12 protein-coding genes are annotated in these 15,212 nt (G+C 74.2%); 10 read left to right on the forward strand and 2 right to left on the reverse strand.

Going from position 1 to position 15,212, the window contains the following annotated elements:
* The first annotated feature begins 120 nt into the window (after window positions 1-120).
* Together KCH_RS18550 and KCH_RS46635 are read left to right on the forward strand one after the other, a co-directional pair.
* The gene (locus tag KCH_RS18550; protein ID WP_084223722.1) at window positions 121-1,413 is read left to right on the forward strand and encodes an MFS transporter; all 1,293 of its coding nucleotides are present in this window, start codon (window positions 121-123) and stop codon (window positions 1,411-1,413) included.
* Window positions 1,414-1,479: 66 nt separating this feature from the next.
* Complete coding sequence (locus tag KCH_RS46635; RefSeq protein ID WP_051653196.1) at window positions 1,480-2,145, forward strand: LppU/SCO3897 family protein; 666 nt, start codon at window positions 1,480-1,482, stop codon at window positions 2,143-2,145.
* A gap of 7 nt (window positions 2,146-2,152) precedes the next feature.
* Here the strand turns inward: KCH_RS46635 and KCH_RS18560 are convergent, their stop codons facing one another.
* Entirely contained in the window at window positions 2,153-3,556 is a 1,404-nt protein-coding gene (locus KCH_RS18560; RefSeq protein ID WP_425268907.1) for a CCA tRNA nucleotidyltransferase, read from the reverse strand.
* 361 nt (window positions 3,557-3,917) lie between these two features.
* On the opposite strand from KCH_RS18560, the gene KCH_RS18565 reads away from it, so the two are divergent.
* From KCH_RS18565 to trxA, 8 genes are all read left to right on the forward strand, one after another.
* Window positions 3,918-6,260 (forward strand): DUF6049 family protein, encoded by a 2,343-nt coding sequence (locus KCH_RS18565; RefSeq protein ID WP_051653197.1) that lies wholly within the window; start codon window positions 3,918-3,920, stop codon window positions 6,258-6,260.
* A gap of 51 nt (window positions 6,261-6,311) precedes the next feature.
* The gene (gene murJ, locus KCH_RS18570) at window positions 6,312-8,708 is read left to right on the forward strand and encodes a murein biosynthesis integral membrane protein MurJ (protein ID WP_035864414.1); all 2,397 of its coding nucleotides are present in this window, start codon (window positions 6,312-6,314) and stop codon (window positions 8,706-8,708) included.
* A gap of 995 nt (window positions 8,709-9,703) precedes the next feature.
* Complete coding sequence (locus tag KCH_RS37455; protein WP_051653199.1) at window positions 9,704-10,345, forward strand: protein kinase family protein; 642 nt, start codon at window positions 9,704-9,706, stop codon at window positions 10,343-10,345.
* Window positions 10,346-10,444: 99 nt separating this feature from the next.
* On the forward strand, window positions 10,445-11,029 hold the full coding sequence (locus KCH_RS37460; RefSeq protein ID WP_051653200.1) for a hypothetical protein: 585 nt from the start codon (window positions 10,445-10,447) through the stop codon (window positions 11,027-11,029).
* A gap of 116 nt (window positions 11,030-11,145) precedes the next feature.
* The gene (gene sigM / locus KCH_RS18580; protein WP_084224223.1) at window positions 11,146-11,937 is read left to right on the forward strand and encodes an RNA polymerase sigma factor SigM; all 792 of its coding nucleotides are present in this window, start codon (window positions 11,146-11,148) and stop codon (window positions 11,935-11,937) included.
* 412 nt (window positions 11,938-12,349) lie between these two features.
* Window positions 12,350-12,808, forward strand: a complete 459-nt coding sequence (locus tag KCH_RS18585) for a hypothetical protein (protein WP_035864416.1) — start codon at window positions 12,350-12,352, stop codon at window positions 12,806-12,808.
* A gap of 152 nt (window positions 12,809-12,960) precedes the next feature.
* Complete coding sequence (gene trxB, locus KCH_RS18590) at window positions 12,961-13,926, forward strand: thioredoxin-disulfide reductase (RefSeq protein WP_035864418.1); 966 nt, start codon at window positions 12,961-12,963, stop codon at window positions 13,924-13,926.
* Between the two features lie 119 nt (window positions 13,927-14,045).
* A complete protein-coding gene (gene trxA, locus KCH_RS18595; RefSeq protein ID WP_035864420.1) occupies window positions 14,046-14,372 on the forward strand; it encodes a thioredoxin in 327 nt (108 codons plus the stop codon).
* 154 nt (window positions 14,373-14,526) lie between these two features.
* On the opposite strand, the gene KCH_RS18600 is transcribed toward trxA, so the two are convergent.
* On the reverse strand, window positions 14,527-15,144 hold the full coding sequence (locus KCH_RS18600; protein WP_035864422.1) for a GNAT family N-acetyltransferase: 618 nt from the start codon (window positions 15,142-15,144) through the stop codon (window positions 14,527-14,529).
* Between the last annotated feature and the right edge of the window lie 68 nt (window positions 15,145-15,212).

Below are 15,212 nucleotides of genomic sequence, written 5' to 3' on the forward strand. Positions count from 1 at the left end.
CGAACGACGTCCTCGGGGGCGCGGTCACCGGTAGTGCGGGAGCGCGCGGGGGGCGTGCGTCGCTCGAAGTTGGTGGATGTTTCACGTGAAACGCCGTCGGCCTCGTGGCACCCTTGGCGGGTGATCACCGAACGGCCCCCGCGGGAGGCCACTCTGCGCGGGCTGCTCCGCGGCCGCGGTTTCCGGCGGCTGCTGACGGTGCGTCTGCTCTCGCAGTTGTCGGACGGGGTGTTCCAGGTCTCGCTGGCCGCCTACGTGATCTTCTCGCCCGAGCACCAGTCCTCCCCCGCCGACATCGCCGCCGTGCTGGCGGTGATGCTGCTGCCGTTCTCGGTGATCGGCCCGTTCGCGGGGGTGCTGCTGGACCGCTGGCGGCGCCGCCAGGTGCTGCTGACGGGCAATCTGGCCCGGTTCGGGCTCGGCCTGGTGACGGCGGCACTGCTGCTCGGGCGGGCACCGGACTGGATGTTCTTCGCCGCGGCGCTGCTGGTGACGGCGCTCAACCGGTTCATCCTGGCCGGCCTGTCGGCGGCGCTCCCCCGGGTGGTGGCCCCCTCCGACCTGGTCACCGCGAACGCGATCTCGCCGACCCTGGGCACGGTGGCGGCGGCCGCCGGCGGCGGCGTCGGCTTCCTGGTGCACCAGGTGCTGGCGCCCGGCCGGTCCGCCGACGCGGTCCTGGTGACGCTGGCGGCGCTGCTCTACCTGTCGGCCGCGTTCGCCGCGCAGCGGATCGCCCCGGACGCGCTCGGCCCCGAGGTGCACGGCGAACTCCCTTCGCTGCGCGAGGCGTTGGCGGCCGCGTGGAACGACCTGCTGGCCGGCCTGCGGCACCTGGTGCGGGACTGCCGTCCGGCCGTGCACGCGCTGGCCGCGGTCACCCTGGCGCGGTTCTGCTACGGCATGCTGACCGTCATGGTGCTGATGCTGTCCCGGTACACCTTCAACAGCGCCGAGGACAACGCGGGCGGCCTGGCCACCCTGGGCGTGGCGGTCGGGGTGTCCGCGGCGGGCTTCGGGCTGGCCGCGGTGGTCAGCCCGTGGTGCACCCGGCGGCTGGGCCTGACCGGGTGGATGACGGTGTGCCTGGGGAGCGCGGCGGTGTTCGTCCCGGCGCTCGGACTGACCTTCCGCGAGGCCCCGGCGATGGCCGCGGCGCTGCTGCTGGGGGTGGTCACCCAGGGCACCAAGATCTGCGCGGACACCCTGGTGCAGGAGTCGGTGGAGGACGAGTTCCGCGGCCGGGTGTTCGCGATCTACGACGTGCTGGTGAACGTCTCGTTCGTCGCGGCGGCCGGCGTGACCGCGCTGGTCCTGCCGCTGAACGGCCGCTCGGCGTCGGTGGTGCTGGGTCTCGCGGCGCTGTACGCGCTCGGCGCGGTGCTGTACTTCCGTGCCGCACGCCGGACCTGACGGGCCTTCTGCCGCTAGGGTCGTGGGCGTACGGCACCGATCTCGTCGCCCAGGGGGAAGAACCGAATGAGCACTCCGCCGCCACCGGGTCCGTACGGCCAGCCCGGCCCGTACGGCCAGCAGCCCGGCCAGCAGCCTCCCGCGTACGGCCAGCCGTCCGGCTACGGGCAGCCCCCGGCGTACGGCCAGCCCTCCGGGTACGGGCAGCCGCCGGCCTACGGGCAGCAGCCCCCGGCGTACGGCGAGCAGCCCTCCGGGTACGCGCAGCCGGCCCCCGCGTACGGCCAGCCGGCTCCGGCGTACGGTCAGCCGCCGGCCGGGGAGCCGCAGGGGCAGCAGATGCCGGCCTGGGGCCAGGCGCCGCCGCAGCCGGTGGTCACCGAGAAGAACGTGCGCAAGGCCGGCTGCCTGTGGCGGCTCTCGATCGTGGTGGTGCTGGTCGGCGCGCTGTTCGCGCTGTACGCGGTGTTCAAGCCCGACAAGGGCCCGAACACCGGCGACTGCCTGGACAGCAAGCACTCCAAGGTGTCCTGCACCGCGCAGAACGCCACCTGGAAGGTGCTGCAGCGCGACAACTACAGCACCACCCTGGGCCGGATCGACTGCGCCAAGAGCTACCCGGGCTCGGTGGCGTACGACGGCCGGTACCGGAAGAGCGGCAAGAGCAAGAAGTACCGGCTCTGCCTCGGCCCCGCGAAGGGCGCGACCACCGGGACCACCACCAAGAAGTGACGGGACGTCAGTCCTGCGGCTGCGCCGCCCACCACTCGTGCAGGGCGGCGACCGCCGCGTCGTGCTCCATCGGGCCGTGCTCCAGGCGCAGTTCGAGCAGGTGCTTGTAGGCGCGGCCGACCGCGGGGCCGGGGCGCAGGCCGAGCAGCTGCATGATCTCGTTGCCGTCCAGCGCGGGCCGGATCGAGTCCAGCTCCTCCTGCGCCTGGAGGGCGCCGATCCGCTCCTCCAGCGAGTCGTAGGTGCGGGCCAGCGCGGCGGCCTTGCGCTTGTTGCGGGTGGTGCAGTCGGAGCGGGTCAGCTTGTGCAGGCGCTCCAGCAGCGGGCCGGCGTCGGTGACGTAGCGGCGCACCGCGGAGTCGGTCCACTCGCCGCCGCCGTAGCCGTGGAAGCGCAGGTGCAGCTCGACCAGCTTGGACACCTCGTTGACCAGCTCGTTCGAGTACTTGAGCTCGCGCATCCGCTTGCGGGTCATCTTCGCGCCGACCACCTCGTGGTGGTGGAACGAGACCCGGCCGTCGGACTCGAAGCGGCGGGTGCGCGGCTTGCCGATGTCGTGCAGCAGCGCGGCGAGCCGGAGCACCAGGTCGGGGCCCTCGGTCTCCAGCGCGATGGCCTGCTCCAGGACGGTCAGCGAGTGCTCGTAGACGTCCTTGTGGCGGTGGTGCTCGTCGCTCTCCAGGCGCAGCGCCGGGAGTTCGGGCAGCACGAAGTCGGCGAGGCCGGTGTCGACCAGCAGCCGCAGGCCCTTGACCGGGTGGTCGGCGAGCAGCAGCTTGTTGAGCTCGGCCTGGACGCGCTCGGCGGAGACGATGGTGATCCGCTCGGCCATCGCGGTCATCGCGGCGACCACCTCGGGCGCCGGCTCGAAGTCGAGCTGGGCGGCGAAGCGGGCGGCCCGCATCATCCGCAGCGGGTCGTCGGAGAAGGACTCCTCGGGGGTGGCGGGGGTGCGCAGCACCCGGGCCTCCAGGTCGTCGAGGCCGCGGTGCGGGTCGACGAAGCCGCGGCCGGGCAGGTCGACGGCCATCGCGTTGACGGTGAAGTCGCGGCGGACCAGGTCCTGCTCGATGGAGTCGCCGTAGCTGACCTCGGGCTTGCGGGAGCTGCGGTCGTAGGCCTCGCTGCGGTAGGTGGTGATCTCGATCAGGAACGAGCCCTCCGCGGTGTCCTTGCGCGCGCCGACGGTGCCGAAGGCGATGCCGACGTCCCAGACCGCGTCGGCCCAGCCCTTGACCAGCTTGAGGATCTGCTGCGGGCGGGCGTCGGTGGTGAAGTCGAGGTCGTTGCCGAGCCGGCCGAGCAGGGCGTCCCGGACCGAGCCGCCGACCAGCGACAGCCGGTGGCCGGCGTCCTGGAAGCGGCGGGCGATCTCGTCGGCGACCGGGGAGACCCGCAGCAACTCCTGCAGGCCGAGGGTCTGCGCCTCGGTCAGCCCCGGCAGGGCGACCCGGTCGACGGAGCTGGAATGATTGGCGCTGGACGCATTGGCAGTGGACACGGCTCACAAGGGTACGTGCCCGCCCTGCTCCGCCGCCCTCCCGTTTCCCTCCCCCGGCCGGTCCGGCCAGCTTCCGGCCCGAAACACTGCGGGCCGCGCAGCGTCGTTACCATGCCGGGTGAACGCTCCTAGTCGGAGACCGCCGGGGTCGGGCGGGGGCCGCGTCGGTGCGTGGGTCGATCGGGACGATCAGGAACGGCGAGGACGCGTGGACGAGCGGACCGGGCTGGGCGCGGCAGGGGCCGGGCACCGCGGACGGTGGACGGGCCGGTTGGCCAGGAGCACCGCCGCCCTGCTGGCGGGCGGGCTGGTCGCGGCCGTCGCCGCCGCCCCGGCGGCGGCGGGGCCCGGCACGCTGGTGACCGCGGACGGCAAGTATCCGGCGACGGTGCAGATCGACGCGGTGCAGGTCGGCGGCGCGGCGACGCCGAAGATCGCGCACGAGAACGACACCGTGACGATCACCGGCAAGGTCACCAACTCCGGTGCGGAGACGCTGAAGGCGTCGTCCGTGAAGGTGCGGCTGCCGAACCCGGGCAAGCCGATGCTGGCGACCCGCAGCGACATCGGCCTGGTCGCCTCGATGAACACGCCGAGCGGTCAGGACGGCACCGCGCTGGACAGCCCGTCGCAGGAGTTCGGCGACCTGGGCCCGGGGCAGAGCAAGGACTTCACCCTGCCGCTGCCGGTGTCCGCGCTGAAGGTCAAGGACACCGGCAGCTACGAGCTGGCGGTGGACCTCTGGGGCAGCACCGGCGACGAGCGGACCCACACGCTGGGCATCGCCCGCACCTTCCTGCCGTACCAGGGGCACGCCACCGCCCAGGCCTCGCCGGTCGCGGTGGTGTGGCCGCTGACCCACGCCCCGATGCTGGTCGCGCAGACCATGCCGGACCAGGACCAGACGCCGGTGCTGCGGGACGACAGCCTGGTCGGCGAGCTGACCGGTGACGGGCGGCTGAACAAGCTGGTCGAGATCGGCGCCACCATGCCCGGTCTGACCTGGGCGATCGACCCGGACCTGCTGGACACCGTGCTCGCGATGACCAAGCAGTACCGGGTGCAGAAGCCCGGCACCTCCGGCGAGTCCGCGCGCGACGACAACACCGTGCCGGGCACCGGCCGCGACGCGGCGACGGCCTGGCTGGCGAAGCTGCGGGCGGCGGTGTCGGCGCAGAACTCCGAGGTGGTGTCGCTGCCGTACGCCGACCCCGACCTGGCGTCGATCGCGCACAACGGCGCGGGCCTGAACGGCATGGACGCCGCGCTCCGCAAGGCCATGACGGCCGGTCAGGTCACCACCGAGGCGCGGCTCTCGGTGGACGCCCACTCGGACGTCGCCTGGCCGTACCAGGGCCAGCTGGACCAGCGCACGGCCGCGGTGGCGGGCGCGGCGGGCGGCCGGGTGGTGCTGGTCAACGGCGCGTCGATGCCGGAGTCGGAGAAGCTGACGTACACGCCGGGCGCGGCCCGGCCGATCGGCAACGGGCAGACCGCGGTGGTCTCCGACGCGGTGCTCGCCTCGCTGTTCCAGAAGGACCTGAGCACCCCCCAGGACCGCACCGCGGCCCAGCAGCGCTTCCTGGCCGAGACCCTGGCGATCGCGCACCAGGAGCCGGAGCACCCGCGCGGCGTGCTGGTGCTGCCGACCCGTTCGCTGACCGTCGGCACCGCGCAGGCGCTGCACGACGCGATGCTGGGGGCGTCCGGCAGCGGCGGCTGGGTGTCGCCGGTGTCGCTGCAGAAGATCGTCGACATGCCCGCCGACCCGGCGGCCAACACCGGCGTCCCGGCCGACTACCGGAGCGAGTCGGCGGCCGGGGAGCTGACCGGCGCCGAGCTGGCCGCCACCATGGGCATCCAGGACGGCGTCGACCAGCTGATGATGATCCTCACCCAGCCGGAGCGGGTGCGCGGGCCGTTCAGCGCGGCCATGGTCCGCTCGATGTCCACCAGCTGGCGCGAGCAGCCGAAGGCCGGCATGGACTACCGGGCCGGCGTGCAGCACTACCTGGACAACCTGAAGTCGGCCGTCCGGGTGCCCAAGAAGAGCGTGGTGACGCTGCCGGGCGACAACGCGACGCTGCTGATCAGCGTGAAGAACGACCTCACCCAGGCGGTCGGCAACCTGGAGCTGCGGCTCTACTCGACCCAGCCGAACCGCCTCAACGTGGGCGAGAAGCAGGCGGTGGTGCTGGACGCCACGACCGCCCGCACCTTCCGCTTCCCCGCCGAGGCGCAGGTCAACGGCCAGGTCCAGGTGACCGCGGAGCTGTGGACCACCGGCCCGAACCCGCAGCGCTACGGCGACCCGGTGGCGTTCACCGTCGACGTCACCTCGGTGGCCAGCGGCGTGATGTACGTGATCGCCGGCGGCACCGTGCTGATGATCCTCGCGGGCGTGCGGTTCTACCTGCAGCGCAAGAAGCGCAAGGCGGCCGGCGAGGTCGACGAGGACCCAAACCGCCCGCTGACGGACGGCGGCGGGGACGACGACCGGCCGGACGCCGGCGGCGAGAAGCCGGGGACCGGGCGCGGGCAGGCCGACGCGGAGCCGTCCTCCGACCGCGATGACACGGATCGGGTGGCCGGTGATGAGAAGGTGGATCACTAGGCCGTCCCACCCCCGGACGCCCATCCCCCCTCTCTGACGTGGATTGGTGGCATGAACGAGCGGAGCGAGCGAGCAACCCAGGACCAGGGCGGAGGTCGGCCCCAGGACCGCGCGGGCGGCCCACGGTCCGCCGCCGCCCCCGCCGACCCGACCGCCGACTGGTACGTCGCCGACACCTACGCCCGTGACCCGTACGCCGCCGAGGCGTACGGCGGCACGGACCCGTACGGCGAGATCGACCTGCCGGCCGCCGGGCCGGACGCGCCGGACACCGAGGACGGCGCCGACCCGGCGGACGACCCGGAGAGCGCGGCGGCCGCCGTCCCCGGCCAGCCGAGCCGTGAGCCCGAGCCCACCCTGCAGCTGACCGCGCCCGCACCGCGCTGGGCGTCGATCGCCGCCGAGGTCGCCGCGGAGGCGGCCCGGCCGGCCGCCGCACCGGGCCGGGACACCGAGACCACCGAATACGTCGACGTGGAGACCCTGCTGTCGGCCGCGGAACAGGCCCCGGCGGCCCCGCAGCACGCGCCGGGCGGCGTCGAGGACGCCTCGGTGCCCGGCGGCGCCGAGGAGCCCGCGGAGGCCGCCCCGGAGCCCGCGAAGGCCCTCCGTCCGGAGCCGGCCCCCGCGGCGGAACGCCACCCGTACGTGCCGCCGATCGAGTTCGACCCGCCGCTGTCCGAGGAGGAGGCGGTGATGCGGGCCGACGCGGCCGTGCTGGAGGCCAACGCCGCCGCCGCACCGCCCGCCCCGGGCCCCGCCCCGGCCCCTCCGGCAGAACCGGGCGAAGGCGGTGGCGGCGCCGGCCGGGTCGCCGGGCTGCTGAACTCCAGCGCCATCATGGCGGCCGGCACCCTGGTCTCCCGCGGCACCGGCTTCCTGCGCACCATGGTGATCGCCGCCGCGATCGGCGTGGCCTCCATGGGCGACTCGTACAACGCCGCCAACACGCTGCCCACCCTGCTGTACATCCTGATCGGCGGCGGCGCGCTGAACGCGGTGTTCGTGCCGCAGCTGGTGCGCAGCATGAAGAACGACGAGGACGGCGGCACCGCCTACGCGAACCGGCTGCTCACCCTGGTGGTGACCGGCCTGGCGGGCGTGGTGTTCGTCGCGGTGCTGGCCGCGCCGGTGCTGGTGCAGCTGATCTCGCACGCCCTGATGCGGGACCAGCAGAGCGCCGACACCACGGTCGCGCTGGCCCGCTACTGCCTGCCGACCATCTTCTTCATGGGCGTGCACGTGGTGATGGGCCAGATCCTCAACGCCCGCGGCCGGTTCGGCGCGATGATGTGGACGCCGGTCCTGAACAACCTCGTGGTGATCTTCACCTTCGCGATGTACATCGGCGTGTACGGCACCTTCCAGCACACCGAGGTCACCCCGCAGAACATCTCCCCCGAGGGCGTCCGGCTGCTCGGCATCGGCACCATGCTGGGCCTCGCGGTGCAGGCGCTGTCGATGATCCCGTACCTGCGGGCGGCGGGCTTCGCGTTCCGGCCGCGGTTCGACTGGCGCGGCCACGGCCTGGGCAAGGCGGCCCGGCTGGCCAAGTGGACCTTCCTGTTCGTGCTGGCCAACCAGGCGGGCTTCCTGGTGGTCACCCAGCTCGCCACCGCCTCCGGCAAGGCCGCCGAGCAGGACGGCCACCTCGGCGTCGGCCTGGCCGCGTACTCCAACGCGCTGCTGATCTGGCAGCTGCCGATGGCCGTCATCACCGTCTCGGTGATGAGCGCGGTGCTCCCCCGGCTGTCCCGGGCGGCCGCCGACCAGGACGCCGGCGCGGTCCGCGACGACCTCTCCTACGGCCTGCGCACCTCGGCGGTGGCGATCGTCCCGGCGGCGTTCCTGTTCCTGTCGCTCGGCCCGGTGATCGGCTCCTCGATCTACGGCCTGGGCAACGGCGGCGCGGTCGCCCACGGCACCACCGCGGTCGGCTACATGCTCTCCGCCTTCGCCCTCGGCCTGATCCCGTACTCGGTGCAGTACGTCCTGCTGCGCGGCTTCTACGCGTACGAGGACACCCGCACCCCGTTCTCGAACACCGTCTGGGTCGCGCTCACCCAGGCCGGCACCGCGGTGCTGTGCTGGCTGGTGCTGCCCGCGCAGTGGGCGGTCACCGGCATGGCGCTGGGCTACGGCCTCTCCTACGCGGTCGGCGTGTTCGTCGCGGTGCCCAAGCTGAAGGCCCGGATCGGCGGCCTGGACACCGCCCGGATCACCAAGACCTACGTCCGGCTGGCGATCGCCTCGCTGCCGGCCGCGGTCGTCGGCCTGGGCGTCGAGCTGCTCGCGCTGCAGGTGCTGAGCGGGTGGTTCGGCAACGTCCTGACGCTGCTGGCCGCGGCGGCCGTCCAGGTCGCGGTGTTCCTGCTGCTGGCCCGCCGGATGCGCATCGAGGAGCTCAACGCGCTCACCGGAATGGTCCGCCGGCGGCTCGGCCGCTGACCGCGGGACGGATTCACGGGTTGACGACGCGTCAACCGGAGCGCTGACGATCCGTCGGTGACTCAGGCCGCTTACGGTGGGCCGGAGTCGGGGCGAGGCCCCGATTCCGGCCCATCCGTCTGTTCTTCGCCCGGAACCAGCCGCACGGGCAACCTCCGGGCGCTCTCAGCGGTCGTACCAGGGGGCCGGGAGTGGGCACAATTGACCTTGCAGCACGGCCGACCACTCCGGCAGCGGCTCGTCGACCGTCCTGGCTGGGCCCGGGACGACACAAGGGGAGGCAGGACCACGGTGGCTGACGGCACCAAAGCGATCGTCGACACGTCCGAGACGGACGGGGCGGCGACCGAGGCCGCGCCCGGAACCTCGCAGCGCGACGCCGGCTCCGACCGCGACGCCGCCCTCGGCCGCGCCGCGAAGGGCTCCGCCGACGGCGCGGCGAAGAGCACCGCGAACGGCTCCCCGAAGAGCCCGGCGAAGAGCTCCGCGAACGGCTCCCCGAAGGGCGCCGCCAAGGACACCCCGACCACCCCGCTGCGGCCCGCCGCACCGGAGCCGGCCGCCGCCGAGGAGGCGAAGCCGCCCGCCGACGCCACCGCCCCGCTGTCCGCGCAGGAGATCGACGCCGAGCTGTCCGCCCAGGGCGCCCGCACCGAGCGCCCGTCCCGCAGCCGCGGGGTCCGCCGCCCGCTGCCCCGGTCGAGCCGTCCGAGCCCGCCCCGCCCACCAGCACCGAGACGCTGGACGCCGACACCGCCACGCTGCCCGCCGTCCTGCCCGCCCCGCAGCGGCACAGCGGCGACAAGATCGGCGGCCGCTACCGGCTGGAGGAGTGCATCTCCGAGTCGGAGACCTTCACCAGCTGGCGCGCCGTCGACGAGAAGCTCCGCCGCGCCGTCGGCGTCCACCTGCTCTCGGCCGGCCACCGCCGCGCCAAGTCGGTCCTCACCGCCGCCCGCAGCGCCGCCCTGCTCGGCGACCCGCGCTTCGTCCAGGTGCTGGACGCCGTGCAGGAGGGCGAGCTGGTGTACGTCGTCCGCGAGTGGCTGCCCGGCGCCCGGGACCTCGGCGAACTGCTGGCGGACGGCCCGCTGGAGCCGTACGACGCCTACCAGATGGTCCGCCAGGTCACCGACGCCATCGCCGCCGCCCACCAGCGCGGCCAGGCCCACCTGCGGCTCACCCCGAAGTGCGTGCTGCGCACCGACGGCGGCCAGTACCGGATCAACGGCATCGCGGTGGACGCCGCCCTGCGCGGCCTGCCCACCGAGGACGCCGAACTGACCGACGTCCGTGCGATCGGCGCACTGCTGTACGCCTCGCTCACCCACCGCTGGCCCTACCCGGAGGACCGCTACGACCTCCAGGGGCTGCCCAAGGACCTCGGCTGCGTGCCCCCGGACCAAGTCCGGGCGGGTGTCCACAAGGGCCTGTCGGAACTCGCCGCGCGGATCCTGTGCGAGCAGCCGCCGCACCACACCGAGCCGATCACCACTCCCGCCGAGCTGGCCGCCGCGGTCGCCGCACTGCCGAAGATCCGCCCGCCGGAGCAGCCCGCCCCGCCGGTGCTGCGCGCCCTGCCCAACAACGCCCGGCCGCGCTACTCCCCGCCGCGCCCACCCAGGCGATCCCGTTGACCGAGCCCGCCCCGCCCCGGCCGGCCCCGGCCCGCCGGACGCCCCGCCCCGCGCCGCCGCCGCGGCCTGCGCCGGGCGGCCCGGTGGGCGGCCTCCCTGGTGGCGCTGTCGGCCGTCACGGTCGGTTCCTGGCAGCTGGTCGAGTACGTCAACCACAAGGACACCGCCACCAGCGACCACACCGCCCCCGCACCCGCCCCGACCGGCGGCGCCCCCGCCGTCACCGGCGAGAAGTTCGCCATCTCGTCCATCTCCCCGTTCAACGCGTACGGCGACAACAAGGACGAGCACAGCAGCGAGATCCCCAACGCCACCGACGGCAACCCGGCGACCGCCTGGACCACCCAGCGCTACAACGACCAGTTCGGGGCCTACCGCCCCGGCACCGGCCTGCTGATCGACCTCGGCTCGGCCCGGCCCGTCGGCTCGGTGGACGTCCAGTTCATCGGCGACACCAAGGTCGAGCTGAAGGCCGCCCCCGCCGGCACCGCGAGCGCGCCGAACGTCGACGAGAACGGCTTCCGCAGCTTCGGCGCCCCGGTCGCCTCCGGGTCCGGCTCCAAGGTCACACTGAAGCCCGCAGCCCCGGTCACCACCCGGTACCTGCTGCTCTGGCTCACCAACGTGCCCACCGACGACGGCGGCTACCGCGGCAAGGTCGCCGAGATCCAGGTCAACGGCTAGGCACCTCCCGTCCGGGCGGCAACCGGTGCGCCACGCCTCTTGATCCGCCCCGCCGGATCCCCAACGATGTGACCCACGGCCGCCGGAGCGGCGGCCGGACCGCGAGGAGGGGGCGGATGGCCGAGGAGCCCACCGACGCCGAACTGCTCGCCCGGCACACGGCGGGCGACCCGGACGCCTTCGGGCAACTGGTGCACCGCCACCGCGACCGCCTGTGGGCGGTCGCGGTGCGCACCCTCGGCGACCGCGAGGAGGCCGCCGACGCGCTCCAGGACGCCCTGGTCTCCGCGTTCCGGGCCGCGGCCGGCTTCCAGGGCCGCTCCGCGGTCACCACCTGGCTGCACCGGATCGTGGTCAACGCCTGCCTGGACCGCGCCCGCCGCGGCGCCGTCCGCCGGGCCGAGTCGCTCGACCAGCACCCGGGCGGCCCGCCGGAGGCCGCGCTCGGCACCAGCGAGGGCGCGGAGACCCACGCGGTGCGCGCCGAGACCCGCCGCGAGGTGGCCGACGCCCTGGCCGCACTGCCCGCCGAGCAGCGGGCCGCCCTGGTCCTGGTCGACATGCAGGGCTACCCCGTCGCCGAGGCCGCCGAGGTGCTCGGCGTCCCCATCGGCACCGTGAAGAGCCGCTGCGCCCGCGGCCGGGCCCGCCTGCTGCCGCTGCTGCGCCACCTCGGGCCGGGCGGTGTTCCACGTGGAACCGACCCCGCCCGCGTGCCGCCGGAAGCCGACCGCCCGCGTGTTCCACGTGGAACACGCACCGCCGCACCCGCCCCGCGGGAGCCGGAGGCCGTGGATGTTCCACGTGGAACACCGCCCGCTCCCCGGGCCGGGAACCCGAACCGGCCCTCCCCCGTCCCACCCACGGATCCCGCCACCGCGCTGGAAGGAGATGCGACCCCGCGATGACGCCGCACCCGCCTTCCGAGCACCCCGACCTGGACGCGCTGGCCGACCTCGCCGAGGAACTGCTGCCGCCCGAGCAGGCCGAACCGCTCCACCGCCACCTGGCCGCCTGCCCGACCTGCGCCGAGGACTACGCCGCCCTCCGCGGCCTCCCCGAACTGCTGGCGGACTCCGCCGCCCCGCCGATGCCGCAGGACGTCGCCGACCGGCTGACGGCCGCCCTCGCGGCCGAGTCCGCGGCCCGCACGGAAGCCCGTCCGGAAGACTCCCGGAAGGCCCGTACCGAGCCCTCCGCCGCCCCCGCGGGCCCGCCCGCACCGGGAGCCCCGCCGGGGCCCCGCACGCCGCCACTGGCCCGGGCCGGCCCGCGCGGCGCCGCCGTCGCACCGCGGGCCTGCTGCTCGCCACCGCCGCCGTGGCCGTCGCCGCCACCCTGGGCGGCGTGCTGCTCGCCCGGAACGCGCCCGAGAGCGCCGTCTCCTCCGCCCGCGGCGGCGCCGACGCGGCCGCCGCCCCCAGCCCGGCCGGCGCCGGCTCCGCCACCCAGCCGAAGGCCGTCGGCGGCGAGCAGGGGCCGGAGTTCACCGCCGAGCAACTGCCCGCCCAGGTCCGCCAACTGCTGGCCGCCAGGCCCACCGCCCAGCTCGGCTCGGCCGACAGCCCCGCCGCGTCCGTCCCGGCCTGCGTGCTGACCGCGGCCGGGCACCCGGACGAGCAGCCGCTGGGCACCGGGCCGGGCCGCTACCAGGGCCGCACGGTGCTGGCCCTGGTGTTCCGGCCGGCCGGCGGCAGCGGCCCGCTGGACGTCTACCTGGCCACCCCCGAGTGCCCCGGTTCGACGATCCTGCTGCACAGCACCGTTCCGGCCCCCTGATTCCTCGCCGTTCCGGGCCGACTGCGCCCGGACTGCGGGCACCTGGTGCGGCCGGGCCTGGGAATGCGGGAGACTGGTAAGTCGTTGTCCGGGGCGGCGGAGCAACCGCCCTCCCCCGCGCGAGCGGGACGCCATGCGAACCAGGAGATGCAGTGAGCGACGTCCGTAACGTGATCATCATCGGTTCCGGCCCGTCCGGGTACACCGCTGCGCTGTACACCGCGCGTGCCTCCCTCCAGCCGCTGGTGTTCGAGGGCGCGGTCACCGCCGGCGGCGCGCTGATGAACACCACCGAGGTGGAGAACTTCCCGGGCTTCCGCGACGGCATCATGGGCCCCGAGCTGATGGACAACATGCGCGCCCAGGCCGAGCGCTTCGGCGCCGAGCTGGTCCCGGACGACATCGTCGCCGTCGACCTCACGGGCGACATCAAGACCGTCACCGACTCCGAGGGCACCGTGCACCGCGCCCGCGCCGTGATCGTCACCACCGGCTCGCAGCACCGCAAGCTCGGCCTGCCGAACGAGGACAAGCTCTCCGGCCGCGGCGTCTCCTGGTGCGCGACCTGCGACGGCTTCTTCTTCCGCGACCAGGACATCGCGGTCGTCGGCGGCGGCGACACCGCCCTGGAGGAGGCCACCTTCCTGTCCCGGTTCGCCCGCAGCGTCACCGTGGTCCACCGCCGCAACAGCCTGCGCGCCTCCAAGGCGATGCAGGAGCGCGCCTTCGCCGACCCGAAGATCAGCTTCGCCTGGGACAGCGCGGTCGAGGAGATCCACGGCGACCCGAAGCTGTCCGGCGTGACCCTGCGCGACACCAACACTGGGGACCTGCGCGAGCTGCCCGTCACCGGCCTGTTCATCGCGATCGGCCACGACCCGCGCACCGACCTGTTCAAGGGCCAGCTGGACCTGGACGCCGAGGGCTACCTGAAGGTGGACGCCCCCTCCACCCGCACCAACATCCCCGGCGTCTTCGCCGCCGGTGACGTGGTCGACCACACCTACCGCCAGGCGATCACCGCCGCCGGCACCGGCTGCTCCGCCGCGCTGGACGCCGAGCGCTACCTCGCCGCGCTGACCGACTCCGAGGCCGAGACCGCCGCCGTCGCGGTCTGACCCCACCCAAGGCCGAGCAGCCCACCGGCCGGGGGCGGCCACCGTTTCCGCACCGAAACAGAACCGCCCCGGCCGTTGTTATCCCTGACGCACCTCCCCTCCGACCCCAAGGAGTTCCCGTGGCCGGCGCCACCAAGGAAGTAACCGACGCCACCTTCGACGCCGAGGTCCTCAAGAGCGACAAGCCCGTTCTGGTCGACTTCTGGGCCACCTGGTGCGGCCCGTGCCGCCAGGTCGCCCCCGTCCTGGAGGACATCGCGGCCGAGCACGGCGACAAGCTGTCGATCGTCAAGCTCGACGTGGACGCCAACCAGGAGACCGCCGCGGCGTACAACGTGATCTCCATCCCGACCCTGAACGTCTACAAGGGCGGCGAGCTGGTGAAGACCATCACCGGTGCCCGCCCGAAGGCCGCGCTGCTCCGCGAGCTGGCCGAGTACCTGTAGTCCGTTCCGGACGCCGTCGCCGAGGCGGCCCGCACGGGGAGTCCCCGTACGGGCCGCCTCGGCGTTTCCGCGTCCCGGTGAGGCTTCGTCAGGAAGCCCTCGGTGCCCGGCGCTCCGCCCCGCGCCGACCGCCCCCGCGCGGAGGATGCCGCTCTCAGAACGGCCGCAGCGCCGGTTCCTTGCGCCGCCCGCCGAGCAGGCGCTCCAGCGCGCCCTCCATGTCGCCCTTCCAGGAGAGCGTGGAGCGCGCCTCCAACCGCAGCCGCGGGTACCGATGGTGCGGCCGCACCGTCTTGAAGCCGACCGCCAGCAGGTGGTCGGCCGGCAGCACGCAGCTGGGGATCTCCCGCCCCTGCGCACCGAACGCCTCGATCGCCCGGAAGCCGCGCCGGATCAGGTCCTTGGCGACCGACTGCACCAACACCCGCCCCAGGCCCTGGCCCTGAAACTCCGGCAGCACCCGGGAGACCATCAGCTGCACCGCGTCCGGGGAGATCGGACTGGTCGGGAACGACTGCCCGCGCGGCACGTACGCGGGCGGGGCGTAGAGCACGAACCCGGCCGGGCGGTCGTCCACGTAGGCGACTCTGCCGCAGGACCCCCATTCCAGCAGTACCGCGGAGATCCAGCCCTCCTTCTCCAACTCCCCCTTCCCGGCGTCCTGCGCGGCCCGACCGCTGACCGGGTCGAGCTCCCAGAACACGCAGGAACGACAGGGGTTCGGCAGCTCCGAGAGGTTGTCCAGCGTCAGCGGAACGACCCTTCGCCCCACGCCCGCACCTCCTCCTCCACACGGAATCCGGCCCAGGACTCCAGTCTGCGCCGCCCAACGAAACGGGT

The sequence above is a fragment of the Kitasatospora cheerisanensis KCTC 2395 genome (genome assembly GCF_000696185.1).
Lineage (GTDB): Bacteria > Actinomycetota > Actinomycetes > Streptomycetales > Streptomycetaceae > Kitasatospora > Kitasatospora cheerisanensis.